The organism is Dyadobacter sp. SRI_021 (genome assembly GCF_057586235.1).
Window position 1 is genome coordinate 280,414 of record NZ_JBYCZM010000007.1, and the last position, 24,842, is coordinate 305,255.

The window sequence follows — 24,842 nt, forward strand, 5'->3', positions numbered from 1 at the left end:
TTGATATGACAACTATCATTTTAAAATGAACAGAACCTTCTTTTTTATCATACTAACTTTTATACTCTTTGCCATCGACTGGTATGTCTGGCAAGGGTTAAAACTGGCTGTTCGCAACCTGAACCCATTAACACAACGTTGGATCGGAGGAGCATATTGGACATTGACAATCGCTACGCTGGGCGCATATATCGGAATGCAACTTCTCCCGCCAGACTACTTCAAAAGCACCACACGCACATTTGTAGTCGCATTTATCGCCATTCCTTATTTATCCAAATTACTGGCGGTAGCGATCCTGCTCATCGACGATGTACGCCGCTTTTTTCAATGGATCGTTAGTTTTTTTGCACCTTCCGTTGCAACGCCTTCCCCCGAAACCGGTGAGCCGGTGATCCCGCGTTCGCAATTCCTCGCGACGACAGCCGTGGTTGCCGGAGCAGGGTTAATGGGCACGTTTGCATATGGTATTCTCTCTGGCGCGCACGACTACCGCATTCGCCGGGTGAAAGTGCCCCTGAAAAACCTTCCCCGACAATTTCACGGAATGAAAATAGCTCAGCTTTCGGATATTCACTCAGGCAGCTTTTTCAATAAAACTGCGGTAAAAGGCGGCGTAGAGATGTTGATGAAGGAAAAGCCGGACATTGCATTCTTCACCGGCGACCTGGTGAACGACCGGGCAAAGGAGGTGCAGGATTACATTAATATTTTCGATAAGGTGAAAGCGCCGCTGGGCGTGCATTCTGTGCTGGGCAACCACGACTACGGCGATTATTTCCAGTGGCCGGATGCGAATGCCAAGATCAGCAACCTCGCTAATTTGAAAAAAGCGCACGAATTACTGGGCTGGAAGCTGATGCTGGACGAAAACCGGCCCATTACCGTAGACGGCGAATCCATCGGATTGATCGGTATTCAAAATTGGGGAGCCGGTAATTTTGCCAAATACGGAAATCTGGAAAAAGCTTACGGGCATGCGGACGAATACCCTGTGAAAATATTGCTTTCGCATGATCCCAGCCATTGGGAGGCGCAGGTTTTGCCTAAATATAAGGACATAGACCTCGCGCTTGCGGGCCATACACATGGCATGCAATTCGGCGTGGAGATCGGGAATGTGAGATGGAGCCCGGCGCAATACCGTTACAAGCAATGGGCGGGGCTGTATGAAGAAAACGACCAGTATTTGTATGTCAACCGCGGATTTGGCTACCTCGGTTATCCTGGCCGCGTGGGTATCCTCCCCGAAATCACGATTCTGGAATTGGTAAAGGCTTAAAAATTTCGGAAAATTGTGAAAGGGTTGGCGCAATGCATACCGAAACCGGCGAGCATTGCGTTGCATTAGTAACCTTTGACGATCCATCTTAACGAACATGATCAAGAAAATCACTCCCTGGGTTCTGGTACTGGCTCTGATTTGCAGTATTTCAGGCGTACAGACTGTTTCGGCAGCCGCAGTTTCGGCGCCCGATGCAACCAAAGTGGAATTGTTTGGTAAAAAGAAAAAATACAAAGGTTACAAGAAGCCAAGATCCAAGAAATTCCTCGGAATCTTCAAACGGAAGACCGATTGCGGCTGCCCTAACCACTAGGAACTTCCCGTTCATACATTTTGTACATATTCAAGAGTAAGCATAGCCATCGATCTCTGAGAGATTTGCTTGGATTTGCTTACTTTTGTATTTTAAAATCACCTAATAGCGGCATTCTCAGCCTAACTTGAATGAAAGTTAATCTTCGAAACCAGGACAAGTTTGAAAACCGTCACCACGGTAAAGATGAACAGGAATTGCAGGAAATGTTGAAGACCATCGGAGCCGGGTCAGTGGATGAACTGATTGACCAGACTCTGCCTTCTGCGATTCGTCTACCAAAACCACTGAATTTGCCGAGACCCAAATCGGAGCAGGAATTTTTACAATACATCAAAAGAATTGCTTCGAAAAATGCGGTGCTGAAATCATATATCGGTACGGGCTACTACGACACCATCACGCCGAATGTCATTCTGAGAAATATCCTCGAAAATCCGGCATGGTACACTGCCTATACCCCTTATCAGGCGGAGATCGCGCAGGGGCGCCTTGAAATGCTCCTGAATTTCCAGACAGTCGTGACGGATCTCACTGGCATGGAAATTGCGAACGCATCATTGCTGGATGAAGCCACCGCGGCAGCGGAGGCTATGACCATGCTGCATGCAGTAAAGGGCGCTTCCAGAAAGAAAGCCAATACATTTTTTGTTTCGGAGCGCTGCCACCCGCAAACGATCGACCTGATCTACACCCGTGCAAAACCTGTCGGAATCGATGTGGTGGTGGGTAATCATGCAACGGTTGATCTTACCGACGAAAATATTTACGCCGCGCTTGTTCAGTACCCGGCTACCGACGGCGAAGTGATCGATTATACCGACTTTATTGCTTCGGCTCATGAGCTGGGTATTTCAGTAGCGGTAGCGGCGGACCTGCTCGCATTGACGCTCCTGAAATCACCGGGCGAAATGGGTGCCGATGTCGTGATCGGTTCTTCGCAGCGCTTCGGCGTGCCGATGGGCTATGGTGGTCCACATGCGGCATATTTCGCCACGAAAGATGCTTTCAAACGTCAGATTCCGGGTCGTATCATCGGCGTGTCGGTGGATGGTGAAGGCAATCGTGCATTGCGTATGGCGTTGCAGACACGTGAGCAGCATATCCGTCGTGAAAAAGCAACTTCCAACATTTGTACCGCGCAGGTATTGCTAGCCGTTATCGCGGGCGCTTATTCGGTATACCACGGACCTGAGGGGATCAAGAGCATTGCTGCACGTGTGCATGGTCTCACCCGCCTGTTTGTGGATACGGTTAAGAAATTCAATTATGAAGTTGTTACCGAAACGTATTTCGATACCGTAACAATCAACACGCCACTGACCCGCAAGCTGCGTGAGCAGGCGTTGAAATGGGGCATTAACCTGAAATACCATGGTGATGAAAGCCTCTCGGTTTCGTTTGATGAAGCCAAGACGTTCGATGATGTAATTGCATTGTTGAATGTATTCGCAGAGGTTTCGGGCTTCCAGGGTGAAATGGTGATCGATGAGGATCTTGAATTTTCGCTTCCTGAAAATCTGGCAAGAACTTCGGAATATTTGACTCACCCGATATTCAACACGCATCATACTGAGCACGAAATGCTGCGCTATCTGAAATCCTTGGAAAACAAAGACCTTTCGCTGGTACATTCCATGATTTCACTCGGTAGCTGTACGATGAAATTGAATGCGACCGCCGAAATGATCCCGCTTACCTGGCCAGAATTTGGTGGTATTCACCCGTTTGCTCCAACCAACCAGGTGGGTGGTTACGCACAGCTGGTGAGCGAATTGAACACCTGGCTATGCGAAATCACCGGTTTTGCGGCGATGTCGTTCCAGCCGAACTCCGGTGCGCAAGGTGAGTATGCAGGCCTGATGGCCATTCGTTCATATCACGAGAGCCGAGGCGAGGCACACCGTAATGTGGCATTGATCCCGTCTTCGGCGCACGGCACCAACCCTGCATCCGCTGTAATGGCCGGTATGAAGGTAGTGGTAACGAAGTGCGACGAGCGTGGTAACATCGATGTGGAGGATTTGCGCGCAAAGGCAGAGCAACACGCATCAGACCTGTCGTGTTTGATGGTAACTTATCCATCGACCCACGGTGTTTATGAAGAAAGCATTATCGAAATCTGTTCAATGATCCATTCATTTGGCGGGCAGGTTTATATGGACGGCGCGAACATGAATGCGCAGGTAGGTCTTACAAGCCCTGCCAGCATTGGCGCGGATGTTTGCCACCTCAATTTGCATAAAACATTCTGTATCCCTCATGGCGGCGGCGGCCCTGGTGTTGGACCGATTGGCGTGGCCGAGCACCTGATGCCGTTCCTGCCTGGTCACGTGAATTTCAGCACGCAGCCTGAGCATTTGCCGAACGGACAGGCCGGAGCAGTTTCTGCAGCACCTTATGGCAGCGCTAGCATCCTGACGATCTCGTATGCGTACATCGCGATGATGGGTGGCGAAGGCCTTACCAATGCGACCAAATTTGCGATCCTGAATGCAAACTATATTAAAGAGCGCCTGAATGGACATTACGAGGTGCTTTATACCGGAGCAAATGGCCGCTGCGCGCACGAAATGATCGTCGATTGCCGTGGCTTCAAGGCAGCTGGTGTAGAGGCCGAGGATTTGGCAAAACGCTTAATGGACTACGGTTTCCACGCGCCAACCCTTTCATTCCCAGTTGCAGGCACATTGATGATCGAACCGACAGAATCTGAATCGAAAGCGGAGCTGGATCGTTTCTGTGATGCAATGATCGCGATCCGTAACGAAATCCGCGAAGTGGAAGAAGGTGTTGCGGACCGCACAGACAACGTTTTGAAGAATGCACCGCATACTTCCCGCGTGTTGCTGAGCGAAAACTGGACGCGCTCTTACAGCCGCGAAAAAGCCGCGTTCCCGTTGCCTTACCTGCGCTTCAACAAGTTCTGGCCAAGCGTAAGCCGCGTCGACAGCGCCTATGGCGATCGTAACCTGATTTGCTCTTGTATCCCGGTTGAAGCCTACTCCGAAGTAGAGGAGGCCTGACACGGACATAACCCAGGCTTTAAAGCCTGGGATGGGAGGCCCGGTGCGGCGCCAGCGTAGAATAAGATACCAAACAAAAAGAGGCTCGAAAGAGCCTCTTTTTATTAACCCAAGTCTTCAGGCTTGGGCCGCATGATGATACGAGTATCTTTAGAAGTGCCGCTCCCCAATCTCCCTCTTGCCAAGCAACACAGCTCCTACCATTGCGACCAGCAAAAGGATCGAGGCCAATTCAAATGGCAACAGGTAATCCCGAAAGAGCATATGACCCAGGCTTTCGATCATACCGATCTGCGAATCGTAAGTTTGCGGGTTGAATGGCTCGATAGCGGTCTTGCGATAAGCACCGAAAAGAATCACGAAAACAGTCCCGCCGACAATCGTCGCAGCTATTTTGGTCAAATTAGTCTTGGCTTCCTCCTGGTCCTGCTTCATGTTGAGGAACATAATCACAAAGAGGAAAAGTACCATAATCGCCCCGGCGTACACGATAATGTTCACGGCAGCGAGGAATTGCGCATTCAGGAGGATATAATGCCCCGAGAGCGTAAAGAACGTCAGGATCAGGTAAAGAACGCTGTGAATGGGGTTACGCGATACCACGACCATCACCGCGCTCAGGATGGTCAGGAAGGATAGAAAGTAAAAAAATGATACTGCTGAATTCATAATGTTAGTAACTGCTGACAGTCTTGGTTTACCAATCAGGGAATAGCTCGTGGAACAACGTTGGTGACTTCACCACTGGCTCTTTTGGCATCCAGCGCACGCGCTTCTTCTTTCGTCCAGGCTTCGCGGGTATAGCGGTTGTTCATATCCTCAACGAGGAGGTCTTTACCCCAGATCACCTGGTCGCGCTCTGTAAATACCGGCACAAACTCATCGTGGCGCAGGTACACTGCCTGTTTCGGACAAGCTTCCTCGCAAAGGCCGCAGAAAATGCAGCGGAGCATATTCACTTCATACACTGCCGCGTATTTTTCTTCGCGATACAGATTTTCCTCGCCTTTCACGCGCTCGGCGGCCACCATTGAAATAGCCTCAGCAGGACACGCTACCGCGCACAAGCCGCAGGCAGTACATCTTTCGCGACCTTCTGCGTCTCTTTTCAGGATATGCCGGCCACGGAAAACAGGACCGAGGTACCGCTTCACTTCCGGGTATTGGATCGTTACTTTCTTCGAAAAAAAGTGCTTGATCGTAATCGCCAGACCTGTTGCAATAGCAGGCAGGTAGGCGCGCTCCGCCAGCGTCATTTCTTTATTGCTTACTTGCTTTGAGCGATTTGTCAATTGCATGGCAATACGATTTTGGAATTAATTCAACCACGCGGTGATTACAGGCTTCAAGAAAAGCACGGCTGCACCGGTGATAATAATGTTAAAAATAGCAAGAGGGATCAGCTTTTTCCAGCCCAGGTTCATCAATTGGTCGTAGCGGAAACGCGGGATCGTCCAGCGCACCCACATGTAGAAGAACACAAAGAACAATGCTTTTCCGAAGAAAACGGCTGTTCCGATCAATGTCGCGATGTTGTGACCTGTATCCGGCCCGAAAGATTTCACTAGTTGCGCATACACGAAATCCATTCCCGGATAGTTATAACCGCCGAAATACAGCACGGAAATAATCGCCGAGGAAATGAACATGTTGATGTACTCCGCGAACAGGTAGAAACCGAGTTTCATACTGCCGTATTCGGTGTGATAACCACCTACAAGCTCCGTTTCACATTCAGGGAGGTCAAAAGGCACACGGTTACATTCCGCGAAAGAGCAGGTAATGAAAATGATGAAGCCCAGCGGCTGGTAGAAGATATTCCAGTTCATGCCGTGCTGCTGCGCCACGATTTCGCCCAATGAAAGCGAGCTACTCATCATGAGGATCGCGATGAGCGAAAGGCCCATAGCCACCTCGTAACTGATGTTTTGTGAAGCCGCACGGATCGCTCCGAGAAGCGAGAATTTGTTGTTGGAAGCCCAACCACCGACCATGATACCGTAAACACCCAGCGCCACAACGCCGAATACATAGAGGATACCAATGTTCGACTCAACACCCTGCAGTGCCACTTCGTGGCCTGCAATGCGAAATGTGCTGCCGAAAGGAATTACAGCGCTCGCAAGCAACGCCGTGAGCATCGCCAAACTCGGGCCGGCGATAAAGAGCCATTTGTTGGCCAATGCAGGAATGAAGTCCTCTTTAAAGAACATTTTCCCCGCGTCTGCAAGCGGTTGCAGAAGTCCGCCCCAACCGGCGCGGTTAGGCCCGCTACGGTCCTGGATGAAACCTGCTACCTTTCTTTCCGCCCATGTGGAGTACATGGCAATGAGGAGCGTTAGCCCGAAAACGGCAACGATGGTTACGGTTTTAACAAGAAATTCTACTAAATCCATTTGAAAGCAATTTTATCCGGCTGCTTTGACTACTGATTCTCTTAATTATTGTTGGCGGCCAAAGAACGATGGTTGGCCTTATCGTTATTCTCGATACTCTGGTGACGGATCGTTTCCTCGTCGGTTACGTATGGCCGCGAGTCGTCGATCTGTTTGAATTGCGATGCTGCCAGTTTCAATGCGAAATCCGGTTTTGCAACGAGGTCTTTACGGTATTTGTTGGCAGAAATTACCGAACTGCGTTTCACTTTGGTAGGTCCTTCCAATACCCAGTCACTGGTTTTTTTCTTCTCAAAACGGCAGGTATTGCAAATGAAGTCCGTCACTTCGCCCCAGGTGTTTTTGCGGGCCGTCACGCGGATTATTTCATCGCCTCGATACCAGACAGTTGTTTTGCCGCAGCATTTGTCGCAATCGCGGTGAGCGTCTTCGGGTTTCGAGAACCACACGCGATTTTTGAACCGGAATGTTTTGTCGGTCAAAGCGCCTACCGGACAGACATCGATAATGTTTCCGGAGAAGTCATTATCGATCGCTTTTTCGATGTAGGTGCTGATTTCCGAAGCATCTCCGCGGTTCATGACGCCGTGGACACGTCCGTCGGTGATCTGGTCGGCGGTATACACGCAGCGATAGCAAAGAATGCAGCGCGTCATGTGCAGCTGCACGTGCGGACCGATATCGATCTTCTCGAACGTTCTTCTTTCTTCTTCGTAGCGGGTCTTCACCGAACCGTGTTCAAATGCGAAATCCTGTAAATGACATTCACCAGCCTGGTCGCAAATTGGGCAGTCGAGCGGGTGATTGATCAACAGGAACTCTACAATGCTCTTGCGTGTATCCAGTACCGCCTGATTGGTAGTGTTTTCCACCACCATTCCATCCTGAACCTGTGTAATACAAGATGGTACCAGCTTGGGCATCGGGCGTGGATCCTTTGCAGAACCAGCCGATACTTTCACCAGACACGCACGGCATTTACCCCCGGAAACCGGAAGCGGTTTATAGTAACACATCGCCGGCGGAACGAGGTGGCCCTGGCTTTCATCTGCCTCGGCGATTTTACGCGCCGCCTGCATAATGGTTGTGCCCGGTTCTACTTCGACCTCGATGCCATCGAACGTAATTTTCAACAATTGGGATTTAACTTCTTCCATGCCAGTAATACATTATGCTATCTCTTGTTGGCTTCATAAATATCATAGGAGCCCATTGTGGAGCTATATTTCAGCGTATTCGCAAAATCATAGTCCAGAATGTTTGCAGGAGCTTTGCCTTTTGGTGAAATCACAAAACGAATCCCTTTCTCATCGACGATTCGTCTGAATTCGTCGTAGTTGAATGTCCCGTTCTGGTCTGCAAGGTAAACCAGATCCGAGAAAGGAATCAAATTATTTTTAAATAGAAATAAACTTAAAAACGATCCCTGAAAATTCTCCGAATTACATATATAGACATAGTCTGTCGGTTTCAGGTTTTTCTGCTCGAGCAGGTACGTCGCAACTTTACGGTCTTCAATGTAAAGTGCTTCAAAATTACGGAACATACCCGATTTGTATTTCATAAACACATACAATGAGCAATGCAGAAATGCAAAGGTCATGAAAAGGGCCATTCCTGATTTGACAAAACCGGTTTTCAGCGCAGTGAAATCGCTTTTATATGAAAAAGCGAGCGCGAGCTGAATCACCGCCACGATCAGGTAATCCTGGTAATAGCCCACTCCGGCACCTATCTTGAATGCGGTGGATGTTGCAAATAGGAAAAACAGCACGGAGGCGATCACCAGGAAAAGATGGAATCCTGTGGGCCGGTAGTGGAGTGTGTACGCACTTACCAGTGCATTCAGAACCATCAGGGGAGCGAATTGTAACAACCAGTACTGTAATGTCCAGTCGTAAAACCAACCCCAGCTCGCTGAATTGGCCACGCCGCCCACAATGTTGAGAAAGAAAAGCTCGACGGTATTAATGGGAAGGATCACCAGGTATAAACCGAATGTCAGTATCCCGAACGCGGTGAGTTTCAAAACCATCTTGAAATCCCGCTGAATCAACCAGAATACGCCGACCGAAATCGGAAGGACAGCCCCGCTTTGTTTTACGAAAAATGCGGAAACACCCGTGAAAATGGCGAGAAACCAGAGCTTTTGGTCATTGTTTTCAAAGGCGAAGTAAATTGTGACGATAAAAAGCGTCGTCAGCAGCACCAGGAGGCTGTCGGGGCGGGAGGTTGTCAGAAACCAGAATGACAAAACATGAAAAAGCACCAGCCCGGTGAGGAGGGCGGCGATCTTTTGTTTTGTTACCCGGTAAATGAAATAACCCGCTATGCTCACGGTTGCTAATGTAAAAAGGTTTGATACCAGCCGGCTGGCGAGGTATATTTTGTGAACGTCAATGCCTGTCCAACCAACGATTTTCACCAGGAATGAAACGATCGTAAAATATAGTGGTGTGTACTGGGTCAGTCTGAACGGTGCTTTTTCGGGATCCGTATAAATGTCCTGTCCATCCAGCAGTAGCTGTATAGCGGCGATCCCGCTTGCCTCGCTTCCTGAAATGTCGGGAGAGTAGCTCAAAACCGCCTGCATCTTCACGATCAGCAATGCCAGAGCACTTAGTAGCCCGAACAGCACCGATAGTAACAGAGACCTGTCTTTGATCCAAACAAGGCTGTTCTGAATACTCATTAACCCAATACCATTTCACCCATGTATACCGCACCCGGAGCCGTCGCTTCCTGGGGATGGGTGATATGCCACACAAATTCTTCGCGGAAATGGCGGATCGCGCTGGCCACGGGCCAGGCCGCTGCATCGCCGAGCGGACAAATGGTGTTCCCTTCTATTTTCTTTGAAATATCTACGAGCAAATCGATGTCGTGCATGCTGCCGTGACCGTGCTCGATGCGGTGGAGGACTTTCTCCATCCATCCGGTTCCTTCGCGGCACGGGCTGCATTGGCCGCAGGATTCGTGGTGGTAAAAACGCGAGAAATTCCAGGTGTTGCGAACGATACAGGCTGTTTCATCGAAAACGATAAACCCGCCCGATCCGAGCATGGTACCCGTCGCGAAACCACCGTCAGAAAGCGATTCGTACGTCATCAGACGATCTTCGCCGGCAGCGGTTTTCGTGATGAGGTTGGCAGGAAGAATGGGTACAGACGAACCGCCTGCTACCAATGCTTTCAAATAGTGGCCTTTACGGATACCGCCGCAATATTCATCCGAATTCAAAAACTCATCCACGCTCACACCCAGTTCGATTTCGTAAACGCCAGGTTTCTGAATATGCCCTGATGCGGAGATCAATTTGGTACCGGTACTTCTACCAATCCCGATTTGCGCATAAGCATCACCGCCGTTGTTGATAATCCACGGCATATTGGAAATCGACTCCACGTTGTTCACCACGGTAGGGCTTTGGTAAAGACCTTTCACCGCAGGAAATGGCGGCTTGTTACGCGGGTTACCTCTTTTTCCTTCGAGCGATTCGAGCAATGCAGTTTCCTCGCCGCAAATGTAAGCACCGCCGCCCGGCTGCACGACCAGTTCAAGGTCATAGCCCGAGCCTAGGATATTTTTACCTAAAAACCCTTGCGCTTTCGCCTCCGCAATCGCTTTTTCGAGAATGCGGATCACATACATGAGCTCGCCGCGCACGTAGATGAACGATTTGTTGGCTCCCAATGCGAAGCTGGAAATGATCATACCCTCGATCAAAAGGTGAGGGATGGATTTCATCAGATGGTGGTCCTTGAACGTACCCGGCTCCGATTCGTCGGCATTACACACCAGGTAACGGGGAACGCCCTCGGGCTTGGCCAGGAAGCCCCATTTCATTCCCATCGGGAAGCCCGCACCGCCTCTGCCACGTACGCCTGATTTCTTTGCTTCTTCCACCACCTCTTCCGGGGTCATGGTTTTGATAGCTTTTTCAACGGCAGTATAGCCTCCCTGTTTGCGATAAACATCGAAGGTTTCGATACCGGGTACATTAATATGCTCCGTTAAAATTTTTCTAGCCATTTGAGGATAATATTTTCAGCTTATGAAAGCTTATTTACTTAACTCTTCTATGATTTGGTCGACCTTCTCGTTGGTCAGGTTCATGTAGAATTGCTCGCGGATCTGGAAAACGGGTCCCCAGCCGCATGCTGCGAGGCATTCTACTTCTTTCAATGTAAACTTGCCATCGGCAGTGGTTTCACCCGCTTCGATGCCGAGCTTCTTTTTAAGGTGCCCGTACACATCTTCACCGCCCATCAGGCAGCAAGGCCCTGTACGGCAATATTCGATCACGTGCTTACCAACCGGGTCGAGGTGGTACATGGTATAAAAGGTAGCTACCTCGTAAACCTCTACGGGTTTGATATCTAAAATACCTGCGACGTAATCCATTACCTCGCTGCTCAGCCAGCCCCATTGTTCCTGGGCCACGTGCAAAACGGGTAAGAGAGCCGATTTTTGGCGGCCCTCCGGATAACGTGCGATTATTTCTTTTACTTTTTCAAGTCGTTCGGGTGTGAACGCAACCAGATTAGGTGATTCGGTCATTTCTAAATAGGTCTTTAACAAACTTTAAGCGTCCAGTTCACCTGCAATTACGTTCAGGCTACTCATTGTCAGGATCGCATCCGACAGTGATGAGCCTTTGCACATTTCAGGATATGCCTGATAATAAATAAAGCTTGGCCTGCGGAAATGCAGACGGTACGGAGCCCTGCCGCCATCGCTGATCAGGTAGAAGCCCAGCTCGCCGTTTCCTCCTTCCACAGCATGGTAAACTTCGCCCGCCGGTGCATCGATTTCGCCCATTACAATTTTGAAATGGTAGATGAGCGCCTCCATATTGCGGTATACCTCGTTTTTCGGAGGCAGGTAATATTCGGGAGCATCGGCATAATAGGGTCCTTCGGGAAGATTGTTGATGGCTTGCTCCACGATGCGGAGGCTTTGCCACATTTCCTCATTACGGACCATATAGCGATCGTAAGTATCACCATTCTGTCCGATAGGGACGTCGAATTCAAAATCCTGGTAGGATGAGTACGGGTTCATCACACGCACGTCGTAGTCCACGCCCGCCGCACGCAGGTTGGGCCCCGTGAAGCCGTACGATAATGCTCTTTCAGCCGAAATGGAACCCACATTAATTGTTCGGTCCATGAAGATCCGGTTACGGTTGAGCAGTTTTTCCAGCTCTCTCAATACCGGCGGGAAAGATTTAATGAATTCCTTAATCTTGCGGATAGCCGTGCTCGAAAGGTCACGCTCCATACCGCCGAGACGGCCCATGTTGGTGGTAAGGCGTGCTCCGCAAACTTCCTCGTAGATTTCGTACACTTCCTCGCGCTTCTGCATCACATACAGGAAGCCGGTGAATGCGCCGGTATCTACGCCGAGGATACTGTTACAGATAATATGGTCGGTAATGCGTGCGAGCTCCATCATGAGCACGCGGATGTACTGCGCGCGCTTGGGAACCTCTACGCCCAAAAGCTTCTCTACCGTCATGTGCCATCCCAGGTTGTTGATCGGGGAGGAGCAATAGTTCATGCGGTCGGTCAACGTGGTAATCTGGTAAAAGGGCCTTCTTTCGGCAATTTTCTCAAACGCCCGGTGGATATAACCGATCGTTTGCTCGCCCGAAACGATCTTTTCGCCATCCATTTTCAGGATGTTCTGGAAAATACCGTGGGTAGCAGGGTGTGTCGGGCCGAGGTTGAGGGTGGTCAGTTCTTCTACGAGTTCTGGCAACTCGCCTTGAGAAGGGACATTATGCGGTAATAATTCAATATCTGCCATATCTTACTCAATATAGATCATCGGCCGAAAAGGGCGTCAATTTTATCTTCACGGGTCGCGTCTTCCAGCGGGTATTCCTTACGCATCGGGAAGTAATCCATTTCCTCAATGTTCAGGATGCGTTTAAGGTTCGGGTGCCCGTCAAACAAGATACCAAAAAAATCGTAGGTTTCGCGCTCCATCCAGTTGGCGCAGGCGAAAAGGCCTGTCGCTGTCGGAATGTGAATATCGGCTGCCGAAAGGGCTACTTTAATGCGGATGCGGAAGTTATGCACGAAGCTGTGCATGTGATAAACCACCACGTATTCTTTGCCGGTATTATCAGGATATTGGATACCCGTAATGTCGGTCAGGAATATTACCTGGTAATTTTTGTGGTCTCTCAAGAACTCCATCAACGGAATAATCTCTTCGCGGGTCGTTGAGAGCGTCAACAAACCATACGGCTCCTCGAAGTCGAAAACCTGATCACCGAATTTTTCCAAAAGCCCTTCGGCTACCTCCTGGTTAGTGAGCATAGGGGGTTACTGAATATTATATGATGCCAATAGTTCCTGGTATTCGTCGGTATTGCGGCGGCGAAGCTTTTCGTTCTGTGCCAGATATTGAATCTGCATCAGGCCGTCGATAATCTGCTCGGGGCGTGGCGGGCAGCCGGGTACGTATACATCCACAGGGATGATACGGTCAATACCCTGCAATACGCTGTAAGTATCAAAAATACCACCGCTTGAAGCGCAAGCGCCCACAGCCATTACCCAGCGTGGCTCGGCCATTTGAAGGTAAACCTGCTTCACAACCGGTGCCATTTTTTTGGCGATGGTTCCCATCACCATCAGCAAATCGGCCTGGCGCGGCGAGAAGCTCGGACGTTCGGAACCGAAACGCGAAATATCGTAATGCGCGCCCATGGTGGCCATGAACTCGATCCCGCAGCATGAAGTAGCAAATGGCAACGGCCAGAGCGAGTAACTACGTGCCAGACCTATCGCTTCGTCGAATGAAGTTGCAAAAAAACCGGATCCGCTATGTCCCTGCGGAGCCTCCACTATCTTTACTTCTTTCATAATTCTTTGTATTTCAATGTTCGAAGCCTATTCTTCCCAGTTCAATACGCCCTTGCGGATCACGTAATAGAAACCGGACAACAAAAGGGCCATGAACAATAACATTTCTACGAATCCGAACATTCCCAGGCCTTTGAAATTAACAGCCCAGGGATACATGAAAATTACCTCCACGTCAAACAAAACGAAGAGGATCGCCACCAGAAAGTACTTTACCGAAATGGGCGTCCTGGCGTCACCAACTGACTCGATACCACATTCGAACGGATCGTCTTTCTTTTTGCTTTTGCGGCTCGGACCGATAAGGTGAGTGACAATCATCGTGCCACCAATGAAGCCGGCGGCGAGCAAAAATTGCACAATGATGGGCAAATAATCGGAAGGGAGATACTCGTTTTTCATTATAATGATCCGGTTACAGGGGGGCAGGAATGAGAGAAAACTGTTGCCAGCGGGTTATATTCCTCCCCGTCTCTCAAAATTAGCCTTTGCAAATTTATCAATCAAATTCTTTCCTTTTTGTTTTGTCTAATTAGTATCATACTAAATAAGCCCCGTAGTGGCGGGGCTTATTTAGTACTTATCAAAGAAAGAATATTTATCTTATCACAATTTGCTTGGTAAGGCTCTGTCCCTGGCCGGTTACACGAAGAATATATTTGCCCGTAGGCAAAAGGCTTACATCGATCTGCATCCTGCCGCTGAGCAGTTGCGGACTGGTAGTTTTGATCACGTTACCACGGATGTCGAAAAGCTCAATCGCGGCGTCTTTCACATTATCCCGCGACTCGATGTAGATATAAGCGCCCTGGCTTGGATTGGGATAAATCACCACCTCATTTTGCTCATTGGTTTTGAACTCTCTGGAAGCAGTATCGGAGTAACAAACCAGGTTGTTGTTGCCAATGGTGTACGTAACTTTCGCTTTTGTGGTATAAACACCCGATTTCAGGATTTTGACCAGAGATGCAGTAGTATCGGTTTCGTAACCAGGGCGTCTCCACAGGAATTCTTCATTTACTTCGCCACCTTCGGGGATGCTTGCCGAGACGCTGAAAGGCCCTGACGGCTCGATGGTCGGTTTGGTTATTTTAGCACGGACAATCAAAGTGGAAGCCGCCGAGTTATCGGAAGTACACCCGAAAATGTTCCGGCTTTTGACAAAATAGTTGCCGCTCTCTCCTAATCTGGCAGAGATTCCCGTTGCAATGGCGGTGTTGGAACCCTCTTTATACCAACTATATATTTCGCCGCCATTCTGTACCGAGAATTGGAATGTCGAATCCGCACAAGCTTGTTGCTGGCCTTGCTGAATAATGCTTGGTTGCACCGGCTTAGCATCGTTCTCCAAAACGATAAGCGGCGTCAGGATCGAGTTGCCAGAGGCATCTTTTACGGTGGCACGATATGTACCTGCTTTTGAAACCTTGATTGAGTTGGAAACCTCGTTGGTGTTCCATTTGTAAGAAGCGTAACCTGCAGGGAGCGTTAGGGTAACGCCGTTATTGTCGGTAACGCAAGCTGCAGTCACAGCAGGTACCTCGACGGGGTTAACCGGTGTGACAGTCGAGAAGAATTTGGCATCCAGTGTTCCGAACCATGCATTCGCCAGAATCGTCAAAGCTCTGAGGGTTCCTTCTTTGTCATTCACTCCCTTGCCTACGAAGTGCGTGCCATCGCCACGGTTAGGTACGAGAGGATCTGTTTCGGGACCCGGATAAGTAGGGTTAAAATCCGTGTTGAGTACTGCGTTTTGCGCAGCAACGATTTCTGGATTGATGTCCGATTCAATATTGAATCCCGCTGATGTCCGGGAGGTACGGGCAATTACCCAGGTAAGTCGTTTGCCGGTATCCGCACCGAGGCGGTTCATGATCGACTGAAGGTCACGGCTGTAATTGGCACGTGGTGTCTTATACAATGCGTCGGTTTCGCCTTGCATCCAGAGAATGGCTCTAACCCCATATTGGTTGGCATAGTTGCGCGCAGCAATGCGAAGGTTGGCGTAAGGCATTTCGGGCGCATACACAAAACCGCCGTACATATTTTTAGTCGGGAGGCCTTTTGAACTGCTCGCCCAGTTTTCTATGGATGTACCTTCCCAGGCAGTGTTAATAAATACGACGGGTACGTTCAGTCTCTCAACCAGGAGGTCTCCAAGTATCCCCCAGCACCAGGCAGACTGCCCGCGCGGCGACATGATATTCAGATTCTGGTTGATTTTGCTAAACTCAGGCGGAGTAGGGTCGGTAAGTCTGTCGATGGAATCGTTGCTGTAATTTGAAATATACAGTACCCGGTCGTCGGTAGCGGATGGGCCAGGGTAATTTCTGAGTCCCTGAGCATTCGACTGTCCGGCTATGAGGAACACTTCACCTACACCAAAACGGCTCAATACATCGCGGCCTATTACTTTTCCGTCAGACACACCCCGGACTTCCAGGGAGTACCATCCGCCGATCAGTTTAATCGTCCCTGAAAAAACGCCGCCCTGGGGAGCGTCCTGCAAAGTTAGCCACGGTGTTTCAACGCCCTGTCCCTGAATGACCGGCACTGCCCTCACCTCAATTTTTTCAACAGGCATGGTGAATGTACCTGTCACCTGAATCTCCCGCTGGCCGGCCATGTTACGTTGGTAGACAGACTGAAAAACAGGGGAAGTAATTCTGATGGGGGATTTTTCTTGGGAAAATGCTGCTGATGAAAAAATGCAAATTAACAACAACACCTTGGCCATTACCGGAAGAATAAATCTACTATGCATTTGGGATTCTGATACAGGTAAAGTTTCTGAGCTCTAACGAAGTATAAATCTGTTAAAGTGTTCAATTACAAAACGGTCACAAATGTAACGGAATATTTTCGCTAAAATATCACTATTCCGTTTTTTTGATCAATCGGGTGTTTGCTTTACGTGTTACCGTTCGGCATGCTTACATTTTAAAATACAAGAAAGACGAAGGGAGGAACAGGCAACGCTTCGGCCTCCCGGCAAGGCCGGTAGGTTCATTTGCCTATTTGGCAATTACCAGCTTTTGGGTCTCACTGAACGTCGCAGAAGTCACGCGAATAATATATATACCACTCGACAGGCCCGCCAGGCTGAAGTATTGCGGGCGATCGAACTTCAGCACACGGAAAGTCCGGTGGATAATACCCCGGCTGTCGATGATCTGAACATCGGCGTTCGCCAGATTGGCAAATGTTTCGACAGTCACTCTTTCACTGGCATTCGGGTTGGGATAGGCCACGAAACCCGGGTTATTCGTATCAAGGTAAAACTGGAACGGTTCGGAGAAGTCGGAGTAACAGGTAAGCGTCGGACTGTATACAATGGTGTTGTTAACAACATATTTACCTGCCTTCACGGCTTTCAGGGTCGCGCTGGTTTCTGTCAATGGCTCATCGTTATATTTCCATACGTGGTCACCCGCATTGAGATTGTTTTCAGCAAATAGGGTGTAAACGCCTGTTTTACGGATTACCGGCACGCTCGGAGACGGCTTGACATCAATCGCTACCGGTGCGGAGTAAGGAGAGTAGCATCCATGATCATCCTGAATGCGAGCCGAATAATTACCCGTCGCAAAAACCTCTATGCTTTCGCCTTCCAGGCCGTTGTTCCAGAAAAATTCGTTGCCGTTGGCGGCTTTCAGCATAATGGTGTCGCCATCGCAGAATGTTGTTGGCTGCAATGCCGTAACTGCGGGGGCTGGTGGCAGTGCCAGTGTTTCCGTCGTTATCTGGTTACTCGGATCCGAATAGCATTGAAACTCGTTGATTGTTTGTACGGAGTAAGTCCCGGCCGCCGTTACTTTCAAGGTCTGTGAAGAAACGCCGTTGCTCCATAAATACCCGGCAGCGCTGGTTGAAACCAGGTTCACGCTTAGATCTGCGCAGAATGTGGTCGGGCCCTCGGCGGTGATCGTGGGCGTAGGTGGCAATGGATTCATTACTACGACAACTACCGGAGAAACGGGAGAAATGCAGCCGTTTTCGTCTTTGGCCGAAATTGTAAAATTGCCTGATGTCCTTATTTCGATCTCGCGGTCGGTGGAGCCGTTACTCCACAGGTAGGAGAACGCCTCGCTGCTGCGTAGCGTGGTATAGTCGCGTTCACAGAAAGTAGTAGCGCGAAGGGCCGTTATGGTAGGTGTTGCGGGAAGCGGGTTAACCTTTACATTCACTTCATCTGAAGTGGATTCGCACCCGTTTCCATCCCTTTGCTTCAAAGTGAATTTACCGGTCGTGGTTACGGCAATGGACTTCGTGGTAGCGTTGGTGCTCCAGATGTTCCCGGAATCGTAGCTTGAAGTCATCGTTACGTTGCCGCCGTCGCAGAATGTCGTTTCCCCGCTCAGCGAAATTACAGGCTTGGCCGGCAACGGGTTTACTTTCACGGTCACCGGGTCCGACTCAGGAGAGAAGCAGCCGACATCGTCGAGCGCTCTCACGCGGAAATCACCCGAGTTGACAACCGTAATAGTGGCATTATTCGCTCCATTGGACCAAACACTTTTCACTTTTGAGTCCGAGGTCAGGTTCACTTCTCCGCCTTGGCAGAAGGTAAGTGGCCCCGAAGCAGAAATTTTGGGTTTGGCCGGCAATGGTGAATTGAGTACCTGCATGGCTACTTTCTGGGAAGTAGACTCGCAGCCATAAATATTTTTGACCGTTACGAAGTATTCGCCCCCTGTGGTTACTGGGAGGCGGTCGCCGGTGGCGCCTGTGTTCCAGACGGCATTTGTAGAAGTGCTCGATACCAACGTTGCGGTATTACCGATACATACCGGATTACTACCTTCGATCGTCACAGTCGGCTGGTCGGGCTGGATTTGCTCATTTACCCGGATCTCTGGCGAGAAAATGTAGTTGCCTTTATCATCGCGTGCTTTCACATAGTAAGTTCCGTTTCCAACCGTTACGCTGCTGGAAGACTGCCCATTGCTCCAACTGAATTGGGAAAGCCCAACCGGGTCGGCGTTGATCGTTACATTACCATTGCCCGCACAGTCTACCGTTACTCTGAGTGGTCTTTGCGCCGGGTAGGGTTCTGATCTTGCGAAAAAATCATCCGTGAGTGAATTGGACCACGCATCGCCAAGCTGAATTAAGCCATCGCCAAAAAAATGGACGCCGTTAGGAGCACCATTTTCGCGGGGAATCTGAATCAGATCGGTATTAGGCCCTTCGAAAACATTCGGAACATTATTGATAACCTGCCTTTGCCCATTTGTAACGTTTACATCGACGAGGCGTCCGTTGTCATAGGAAGTAATGGAAACCATCCATGAAATATTCTTTCCCGATTCATTCCGGCTGGCTTCAATAACGGCTTTCAGGTTGTTGAAATAAGTATCAGTGCTGGTATCTTTAAAATTGTCGGCCTCGCCTTGGAGCCAGAGAATGCCGCGAAGCCCGGTGATAGGTGTGTATCGCTGAATGACATTTCGCAGGTTGCCATAAGGCATTCCATCCGGTTTGACCCACACGGGCGCGTAGACAGACTGCGTATTGTTGTTAATACTTTCGCGCCAGTTAACGGAAGCCATACCTTCCCAGCCTACATTGAAAAACAGAATAGGAACATTGAGCCGCGATGCCAGGCGATCGCCCAGGCGTCCCCAGCACCATGCGGCAGGTCCACGGGGAGAAATGCGACTTTGAGCATCGATGTGATGGAAAGACGGACGTTCCGGCAATTCAAACGGATAGTCGCCTGTTTCGTAATTATCGATAGAATTGACACGATCGTCTTGTGCGCCCTGATTATTAAAGCTAGGGGCGTCAAATCCCTGTGCATTGGATTGCCCTGCGATTAGAAATACTTCGCCTATCCCGACGTGCTCGACGGTTCTGGAACCCACCAACTGGTCGCCCTTCCAACCGCGGACTTCCAGCCGGTACCAGCCGCCCTGGGCAGTAATATAACCGGAGAAAAAACCTCCTTTAATGCTGGCGTCGCTCAGGTTGGCCCAGTCCTTGTCGATGCCCTGACCTGGCACAAGTGCAGATACTTTGGCTTCCACACGATCGACAGGCTGTGTGTAACTGCCTGCAATGTTGATGTTTGCGTTGTTAGCTTTGTCTCGCTGAAGTACGATACGGTCGGAAGGGAAATCAATGCTGATTTGTCCGTGTGCGGTAAAGGAAATAATACTAAATACTACCAGATAGAAATACGGTAGATAGTGTCTCATGGTGACTAAAAATTCTTTGAAATAACTACTTGGACACACAATTTGCATCGAAAGGTTGCCTCTTTCAAGAAATTATTATTGTACGGGGAACGGTGAGTTAATCATTTCCCATATTTTGTCTTTTAATTGTTCAATACCTTCTTGGGTTATTGCAGAAATTAAAAGCGTTGGGATACCGTTTGGTAGATTTTCTTGTAATGTAACCCGCTCTTCCTCAGAGATTACATCCATTTTGGAAATCGCTAGCAGGCGGTTTTTGTCGAGCAGCTGGGGATTGTATAAGCGTAGCTCTTGCACCAGCGTCTGGTATTCGGCCTGGATATCCTCACTGGTAGCAGGTACGATGAAAAGGAGAATGGAGTTGCGTTCGATGTGCCGCAGAAACCGCAGACCGAGTCCTTTACCCTGCGAAGCGCCTTCGATAATGCCCGGAATATCGGCCATTATGAAAGACTTGTAATCACGGTAGGGTACTACGCCCAGGTTCGGCACGAGGGTTGTGAAGGGGTAATCGGCAATTTCTGGCTTGGCTGCCGAAACAACTGAGAGCAATGTAGATTTGCCTGCGTTCGGGAAGCCCACCAAACCTACGTCGGCTAGTACTTTCAGTTCGAGGATGAACCACTCTTCCTTGCCTGGTTCGCCGGGTTGGGCATATTGGGGAGTCTGATTAGTAGCGGACTTGAAATGGTCGTTACCCATTCCGCCGCGTCCACCGCGCAACAGGATCATTTCCTGTCCGTCTTCGGTGATTTCGAAAAGCTGTTCGCCGGTTTCGGCATTTTTGGCGATCGTGCCGAGCGGTACTTCCAGGATAATGTCCTTTCCAATCGCTCCTGTGCGCCGCCCGCCTTCGCCGCCTTTTCCGTCGAAAGCCTTTACGTGCTTGGTGTATTTTAAATGCAGCAATGTCCAGAGCTGGGCATTGCCTTTCAATATCACGTGACCTCCGCGTCCGCCGTCACCGCCGTCCGGTCCCCCTTTCTCGACGTGCTTTTCACGCCTGAAATGCATAGAGCCGGCACCGCCGTTGCCGGAGCGCGCATTGATTTTTACGTAGTCTATAAAGTTAGAGGAGGCCATGTGAGTATAGTGGGAAAAATAGAAATCAGGCTGCTTCGATCGCGTTCGAGATTTCCCCGAAAATGAAATCGATTTCACCTATTCCGTTGATAGCGACAAACTTTCCTTGTTTCTGGTAATAGTCGGCAACGGGTTTTGTTTTACTGTTGTATTCCTGAATGCGTTTCGCGATCAGTTCTTCGTTCTGATCGTCGGGACGGCCGGAAGTTTTGCCACGGTTCAAAAGGCGGGCCAGTAACTCATCGTCGTCGACCGACAAGGCTACCATCACTGAAATACCTTCGTTGTAGCTCGCAAGCAGATTGTCTAACGCTTCGGCTTGCTTCACCGTTCTCGGGAAACCGTCGAAGATGAAACCAGCCGCGTCGCGGTGCTCTTTCAGCTTGTTATCGATCATCCCGATTACCACTTCGTCCGGCACCAGAATGCCCTGGTCCATCAAAGTTTTAGCTTTCAATCCCAGCTCTGTTCCAGCCTGAATTTCCGAGCGCAGCAGATCTCCTGTGGAAAGGTGGATCAAATTATACTTTGCAATTATTTTTTCACTTTGGGTACCTTTCCCGGCGCCCGGAGGGCCAAACAGTATAAGATTCAGCATAGTTGCTTCAAAAATTGATGTCGCGGTAGATTGGTGAATAAGCGGCAAATTTACAACTCTTACTATATGTGTGCGAAATTGTTGCATAATTTTTACAGGAAAAATCCCCTTTACCGTTTCCGGCAAAGGGGATTCGCTATCGTAAAAGTGGCTCCATTCAGGGAATAACCACCCTTTTCACCGCTCCATCTTCGTTCTGAACCACCGTTACGAACAGCGTCCCTTTTGTATTTTTCTTAAGTTCGACCTGGCCTACATACTCGCCCTCAAACTCGTGGATCTCTTTTTTACCCACTTCTTTGCCTTTGGTGTCGGTGACTGTCACCGTCACATTGCCTTTTTGCGGCACGCTGAAACGCAGGTTAAGGACGTCGTCGGCGGGATTATTGGTGTAGGCATTCAAAGACCGGATTGTTGCTCCTTTCGCATTCTCGCTGTTATCCCAGGCATAGTCAAAGCTTTTGCTGAAATTCCTGCCAAAATCCTCCATGTCCCGCAGCATCATTTTAGCCTTGGGATGGAAGTTTCTGTCGAAATTTTTCTGGATCGATTTCATGCTTTCGTTGAACTTCTCCGAATCCCAGTCGAGGTCGTGTTTGAAATCGCCGTCCCAGTGAAATGCCATCGGCTCGCGCGGATCGCGATGGTCGATAATCACTTTTTTACGTTTTTTGGCCGCTATCACGCCGTCGGCACCATCATCCACCGTAATTGAAATGGTTTGCTTGCCCTTTTTGTCGACATTCAGCGAATCAAGTACTTTATCGATGAACTTTTGCCTTTCGTCATCGCTCAGCGCACCTACCTGATAACTTTTCTCGATGTCGCGGGTCTTGCCGTTTTCCTCCTCGGTTACCCGGATCCTAATGCTTGTCTTTTTGTCGTCATCGTCCTTTTTAGGCTTTTTGTCGGACTGGGCCTGCGCAACGGATAGCAGCGCCGGTGCCGCTACGAGCAGCAGCGACCATGTCAGTTTTTGAATTGAAACAGTTTTCATAAGCAGTTTTTGTTTTGAGTCTGAATGAATTGCAAAACCATGGCTATGTTGCTTGGGGCGTTGTTAAATAATGTTAAAAACACCTTTGGCCGGGGGCGAAACACTAAATTTGTTCTTGGCAAAATGTCGGGTAAAGCACAGCCGGCGTTGCACATGGGAAGCGGAAATTATGACCAAGCGTAAAATACAAATTATCGTAGGGCTGATGTGTCTGGCATTGATCGGGCTCATCGGTTTTCAATGGTACTGGATCAGGGAAGCTATCGCGATCAGGAACGACCAGTTCAATCAGAAGGTCTCCGAGTCGGTACAGCAAGTGGTGCACCGACTGGAAAAGCAGGAAATGATGTATCTCCTGCAACGCCGCATCGAGGCGGAGCAGCAAAAAAGCAAGCTCGACCGCATTGCGCAGCTGCGCGACATGCCCATGAAGCGGACCACTCCGCCGAAGCCTAAGGCGCCTGTTCAGGAAATAGTACCGCGCTTACAGCCGCGAATGGAGATCGCCATTGGCCCGAACGGCGAGGAAATACATTATCAGATCATTACCGAAGCGGCCCCTACCGACGTACTCAGCCCGAATATCAGGGTGATGGTGGATCACCAGCAGCGCATTATAGAGGAATTTTTTCAGGCGCAGCAATATGGCATGGCCGGTATCGACGAGTTTATGCGTCGCCGGCTGGACGACGAGCGTCGTTTGGGAAATGCCATGCGCGGCATGGCCGATCCTGAATTCCGCCGGAAAGGCAGCGATTTCCTGAAAAAGGACTCGATTTCCAGAATGGCTAACCGGAAAGTGGCCTTGCCAGAGAATGCAAAAAGCAGTAAACAGAAGTCGCGGGCGATTCTCAATGCGGAAGAACCCGACCGCGCCGAGTTGCTGAAAGAGGTCATGAAGGATTTTGTTTATACCAAAAGGCCCATCGAGCAGCGTGTGAACCGATTTCTGCTCGACACACTATTGAAAAAACAGCTGATCCAGAATGGTGTCACTTTGCCTTACGAATTTGCCGTGAGGGGGGCCGTGCGCGGCCAGTCGACGGATAGCCTTATTTTCTCGACCGTGAGCATGCGCAGGAGTGAATGGGAGGAGCGGTCGTATAAAGCATCGCTGTTCCCGAACGAAACACTCACCGCGCAGAATGCATTATATGTTTACTTCCCGGATCAGCAGCGCTACATTCTCAGTAATATGGGTGTGATGTTCGGCGGCTCCGGCATTCTGATCATCGTAATTATGGCCTGTTTCTACCTGGCCGTTACGACCATTCTGCGTCAGAAGAAGCTTTCTGACATTAAGAATGACTTCATCAACAATATGACCCATGAGTTCAAAACACCTATTTCTACCATTGCATTGGCAGCGGAAATGGCGCAAGAGAATTCGGCTTCATTGATGGATAGCCCGAAAGGCTCGCGGCTCGACCGCTACCTCGGCATTATCCGCGAGGAAAATAAACGACTCGGGACGCATGTGGAGAAGGTTTTGCAAATGGCACTGCTGGATAAAGGGCATGTCAAACTTAAAATCACGGAAACCAACATCCATGACCTCATCGGCGCTGCACTAAACGGACAGAGCGTGCAGATCGAGCAGAAGGAAGGAGAAGTTGACATGAACTTCGAGGCAGAGGAAGATGTAGTGGCTGCGGATGAGGTGCATATCTCCAATATTCTGAACAACCTCATTGACAATGCGATCAAATATTCGCCGGAGAAGTTGTATTTGAATATCAGTACCAAAAATGAAAATGGCGGTATCGCGATCTCTATTACCGACAGGGGCATAGGCATGAGCCGTGAGCAGCAGCAGCGCGTCTTCGATACTTTCTACCGGGTGCCTACCGGCAATGTGCATGACGTCAAAGGCTTCGGCCTTGGGTTGAGTTATGTTAAAAAGATGGTCGAGGCGCATGAAGGTACTGTCCGGTTGATGAGCAAACCGGGTGAAGGGAGCACATTTACGATCTGGCTGCCGGTCCGCAAAGAGGAGCAAATAGTTTAGAAATATCGCCCGTAACCGCTAACTTGCCGGCTTTTAAGATGACTAACCGACAGCTACG

The 24,842-nt window shown here is 49.6% G+C and carries 20 protein-coding genes; 4 read left to right on the forward strand and 16 right to left on the reverse strand.

The window, feature by feature from the left end; genetic code table 11:
* Positions 1-25 precede the first annotated feature (25 nt).
* From AC2YIT_RS22685 to gcvP, 3 genes are all read left to right on the forward strand, one after another.
* Complete coding sequence (locus AC2YIT_RS22685; protein ID WP_487280678.1) at positions 26-1,282, forward strand: metallophosphoesterase; 1,257 nt, start codon at positions 26-28, stop codon at positions 1,280-1,282.
* Between the two features lie 97 nt (positions 1,283-1,379).
* Complete coding sequence (locus AC2YIT_RS22690) at positions 1,380-1,598, forward strand: hypothetical protein (protein WP_430843921.1); 219 nt, start codon at positions 1,380-1,382, stop codon at positions 1,596-1,598.
* 131 nt (positions 1,599-1,729) lie between these two features.
* Positions 1,730-4,624: an aminomethyl-transferring glycine dehydrogenase gene (gene gcvP / locus AC2YIT_RS22695; protein ID WP_430843922.1), complete on the forward strand. Its 2,895-nt coding sequence runs from the start codon at positions 1,730-1,732 to the stop codon at positions 4,622-4,624.
* A 150-nt stretch (positions 4,625-4,774) separates the two neighbouring features.
* On the opposite strand, the gene AC2YIT_RS22700 is transcribed toward gcvP, so the two are convergent.
* The 16 genes from AC2YIT_RS22700 to AC2YIT_RS22775 form a co-directional block, all read right to left on the reverse strand.
* Positions 4,775-5,293 (reverse strand): NADH-quinone oxidoreductase subunit J family protein, encoded by a 519-nt coding sequence (locus tag AC2YIT_RS22700; RefSeq protein ID WP_106594063.1) that lies wholly within the window; start codon positions 5,291-5,293, stop codon positions 4,775-4,777.
* A 35-nt stretch (positions 5,294-5,328) separates the two neighbouring features.
* Positions 5,329-5,922, reverse strand: a complete 594-nt coding sequence (locus tag AC2YIT_RS22705; RefSeq protein WP_015813526.1) for a NuoI/complex I 23 kDa subunit family protein — start codon at positions 5,920-5,922, stop codon at positions 5,329-5,331.
* Between the two features lie 18 nt (positions 5,923-5,940).
* Positions 5,941-7,020: an NADH-quinone oxidoreductase subunit NuoH gene (gene nuoH, locus AC2YIT_RS22710; RefSeq protein WP_106594065.1), complete on the reverse strand. Its 1,080-nt coding sequence runs from the start codon at positions 7,018-7,020 to the stop codon at positions 5,941-5,943.
* Positions 7,021-7,061: 41 nt separating this feature from the next.
* Entirely contained in the window at positions 7,062-8,177 is a 1,116-nt protein-coding gene (locus AC2YIT_RS22715) for an NADH-quinone oxidoreductase subunit G (protein ID WP_430843925.1), read from the reverse strand.
* A gap of 17 nt (positions 8,178-8,194) precedes the next feature.
* Positions 8,195-9,712: an ArnT family glycosyltransferase gene (locus AC2YIT_RS22720; protein ID WP_487280679.1), complete on the reverse strand. Its 1,518-nt coding sequence runs from the start codon at positions 9,710-9,712 to the stop codon at positions 8,195-8,197.
* Complete coding sequence (gene nuoF / locus AC2YIT_RS22725; protein WP_487280680.1) at positions 9,712-11,052, reverse strand: NADH-quinone oxidoreductase subunit NuoF; 1,341 nt, start codon at positions 11,050-11,052, stop codon at positions 9,712-9,714. The genes AC2YIT_RS22720 and nuoF overlap by 1 nt, the downstream gene beginning before the upstream one ends.
* 30 nt (positions 11,053-11,082) lie before the next feature.
* A complete protein-coding gene (nuoE, locus tag AC2YIT_RS22730; RefSeq protein ID WP_430843928.1) occupies positions 11,083-11,580 on the reverse strand; it encodes an NADH-quinone oxidoreductase subunit NuoE in 498 nt (165 codons plus the stop codon).
* 24 nt (positions 11,581-11,604) lie between these two features.
* Entirely contained in the window at positions 11,605-12,831 is a 1,227-nt protein-coding gene (gene nuoD / locus AC2YIT_RS22735; protein ID WP_223401501.1) for an NADH dehydrogenase (quinone) subunit D, read from the reverse strand.
* Positions 12,832-12,848: 17 nt separating this feature from the next.
* Positions 12,849-13,349, reverse strand: a complete 501-nt coding sequence (locus AC2YIT_RS22740) for an NADH-quinone oxidoreductase subunit C (protein ID WP_430843930.1) — start codon at positions 13,347-13,349, stop codon at positions 12,849-12,851.
* Positions 13,350-13,355: 6 nt separating this feature from the next.
* Positions 13,356-13,898 carry an NADH-quinone oxidoreductase subunit B gene (locus AC2YIT_RS22745; RefSeq protein ID WP_015813533.1) on the reverse strand — a complete coding sequence of 181 codons (543 nt, stop codon included), beginning with the start codon at positions 13,896-13,898 and terminating at the stop codon, positions 13,356-13,358.
* 27 nt (positions 13,899-13,925) lie between these two features.
* On the reverse strand, positions 13,926-14,300 hold the full coding sequence (locus AC2YIT_RS22750; protein ID WP_090375516.1) for an NADH-quinone oxidoreductase subunit A: 375 nt from the start codon (positions 14,298-14,300) through the stop codon (positions 13,926-13,928).
* 196 nt (positions 14,301-14,496) lie between these two features.
* Positions 14,497-16,524 (reverse strand): T9SS type A sorting domain-containing protein, encoded by a 2,028-nt coding sequence (locus AC2YIT_RS22755; RefSeq protein WP_487280681.1) that lies wholly within the window; start codon positions 16,522-16,524, stop codon positions 14,497-14,499.
* Positions 16,525-16,912: 388 nt separating this feature from the next.
* A complete protein-coding gene (locus AC2YIT_RS22760) occupies positions 16,913-20,098 on the reverse strand; it encodes a T9SS type A sorting domain-containing protein (RefSeq protein WP_487280682.1) in 3,186 nt (1,061 codons plus the stop codon).
* 75 nt (positions 20,099-20,173) lie between these two features.
* Positions 20,174-21,181, reverse strand: coding sequence for a GTPase ObgE (gene obgE / locus AC2YIT_RS22765; RefSeq protein ID WP_430843936.1), 1,008 nt, complete (start codon positions 21,179-21,181; stop codon positions 20,174-20,176).
* 25 nt (positions 21,182-21,206) lie between these two features.
* Positions 21,207-21,779, reverse strand: coding sequence for an adenylate kinase (locus tag AC2YIT_RS22770; RefSeq protein ID WP_430843937.1), 573 nt, complete (start codon positions 21,777-21,779; stop codon positions 21,207-21,209).
* A 157-nt stretch (positions 21,780-21,936) separates the two neighbouring features.
* Complete coding sequence (locus tag AC2YIT_RS22775) at positions 21,937-22,776, reverse strand: T9SS type A sorting domain-containing protein (RefSeq protein WP_430843938.1); 840 nt, start codon at positions 22,774-22,776, stop codon at positions 21,937-21,939.
* A 169-nt stretch (positions 22,777-22,945) separates the two neighbouring features.
* Here AC2YIT_RS22775 and AC2YIT_RS22780 point away from each other — a divergent pair, with 169 nt between their 5' ends.
* Positions 22,946-24,784 carry a sensor histidine kinase gene (locus AC2YIT_RS22780; RefSeq protein WP_487280683.1) on the forward strand — a complete coding sequence of 613 codons (1,839 nt, stop codon included), beginning with the start codon at positions 22,946-22,948 and terminating at the stop codon, positions 24,782-24,784.
* Positions 24,785-24,842: the final 58 nt, after the last annotated feature.

Coding starts and splice junctions, on each gene's coding strand:
- AC2YIT_RS22685 (WP_487280678.1), top strand. CDS start 26: ATGAACAGAACCTTCTTTTTTATCATACTAACTTTTATACTCTTTGCC.
- AC2YIT_RS22690 (WP_430843921.1), top strand. CDS start 1,380: ATGATCAAGAAAATCACTCCCTGGGTTCTGGTACTGGCTCTGATTTGC.
- gcvP (WP_430843922.1), top strand. CDS start 1,730: ATGAAAGTTAATCTTCGAAACCAGGACAAGTTTGAAAACCGTCACCAC.
- AC2YIT_RS22700 (WP_106594063.1), bottom strand. CDS start 5,293: ATGAATTCAGCAGTATCATTTTTTTACTTTCTATCCTTCCTGACCATC.
- AC2YIT_RS22705 (WP_015813526.1), bottom strand. CDS start 5,922: ATGCAATTGACAAATCGCTCAAAGCAAGTAAGCAATAAAGAAATGACG.
- nuoH (WP_106594065.1), bottom strand. CDS start 7,020: ATGGATTTAGTAGAATTTCTTGTTAAAACCGTAACCATCGTTGCCGTT.
- AC2YIT_RS22715 (WP_430843925.1), bottom strand. CDS start 8,177: ATGGAAGAAGTTAAATCCCAATTGTTGAAAATTACGTTCGATGGCATC.
- AC2YIT_RS22720 (WP_487280679.1), bottom strand. CDS start 9,712: ATGAGTATTCAGAACAGCCTTGTTTGGATCAAAGACAGGTCTCTGTTA.
- nuoF (WP_487280680.1), bottom strand. CDS start 11,052: ATGGCTAGAAAAATTTTAACGGAGCATATTAATGTACCCGGTATCGAA.
- nuoE (WP_430843928.1), bottom strand. CDS start 11,580: ATGACCGAATCACCTAATCTGGTTGCGTTCACACCCGAACGACTTGAA.
- nuoD (WP_223401501.1), bottom strand. CDS start 12,831: ATGGCAGATATTGAATTATTACCGCATAATGTCCCTTCTCAAGGCGAG.
- AC2YIT_RS22740 (WP_430843930.1), bottom strand. CDS start 13,349: ATGCTCACTAACCAGGAGGTAGCCGAAGGGCTTTTGGAAAAATTCGGT.
- AC2YIT_RS22745 (WP_015813533.1), bottom strand. CDS start 13,898: ATGAAAGAAGTAAAGATAGTGGAGGCTCCGCAGGGACATAGCGGATCC.
- AC2YIT_RS22750 (WP_090375516.1), bottom strand. CDS start 14,300: ATGAAAAACGAGTATCTCCCTTCCGATTATTTGCCCATCATTGTGCAA.
- AC2YIT_RS22755 (WP_487280681.1), bottom strand. CDS start 16,524: ATGGCCGGCCAGCGGGAGATTCAGGTGACAGGTACATTCACCATGCCT.
- AC2YIT_RS22760 (WP_487280682.1), bottom strand. CDS start 20,098: ATGAGACACTATCTACCGTATTTCTATCTGGTAGTATTTAGTATTATT.
- obgE (WP_430843936.1), bottom strand. CDS start 21,181: ATGGCCTCCTCTAACTTTATAGACTACGTAAAAATCAATGCGCGCTCC.
- AC2YIT_RS22770 (WP_430843937.1), bottom strand. CDS start 21,779: ATGCTGAATCTTATACTGTTTGGCCCTCCGGGCGCCGGGAAAGGTACC.
- AC2YIT_RS22775 (WP_430843938.1), bottom strand. CDS start 22,776: ATGAAAACTGTTTCAATTCAAAAACTGACATGGTCGCTGCTGCTCGTA.
- AC2YIT_RS22780 (WP_487280683.1), top strand. CDS start 22,946: ATGACCAAGCGTAAAATACAAATTATCGTAGGGCTGATGTGTCTGGCA.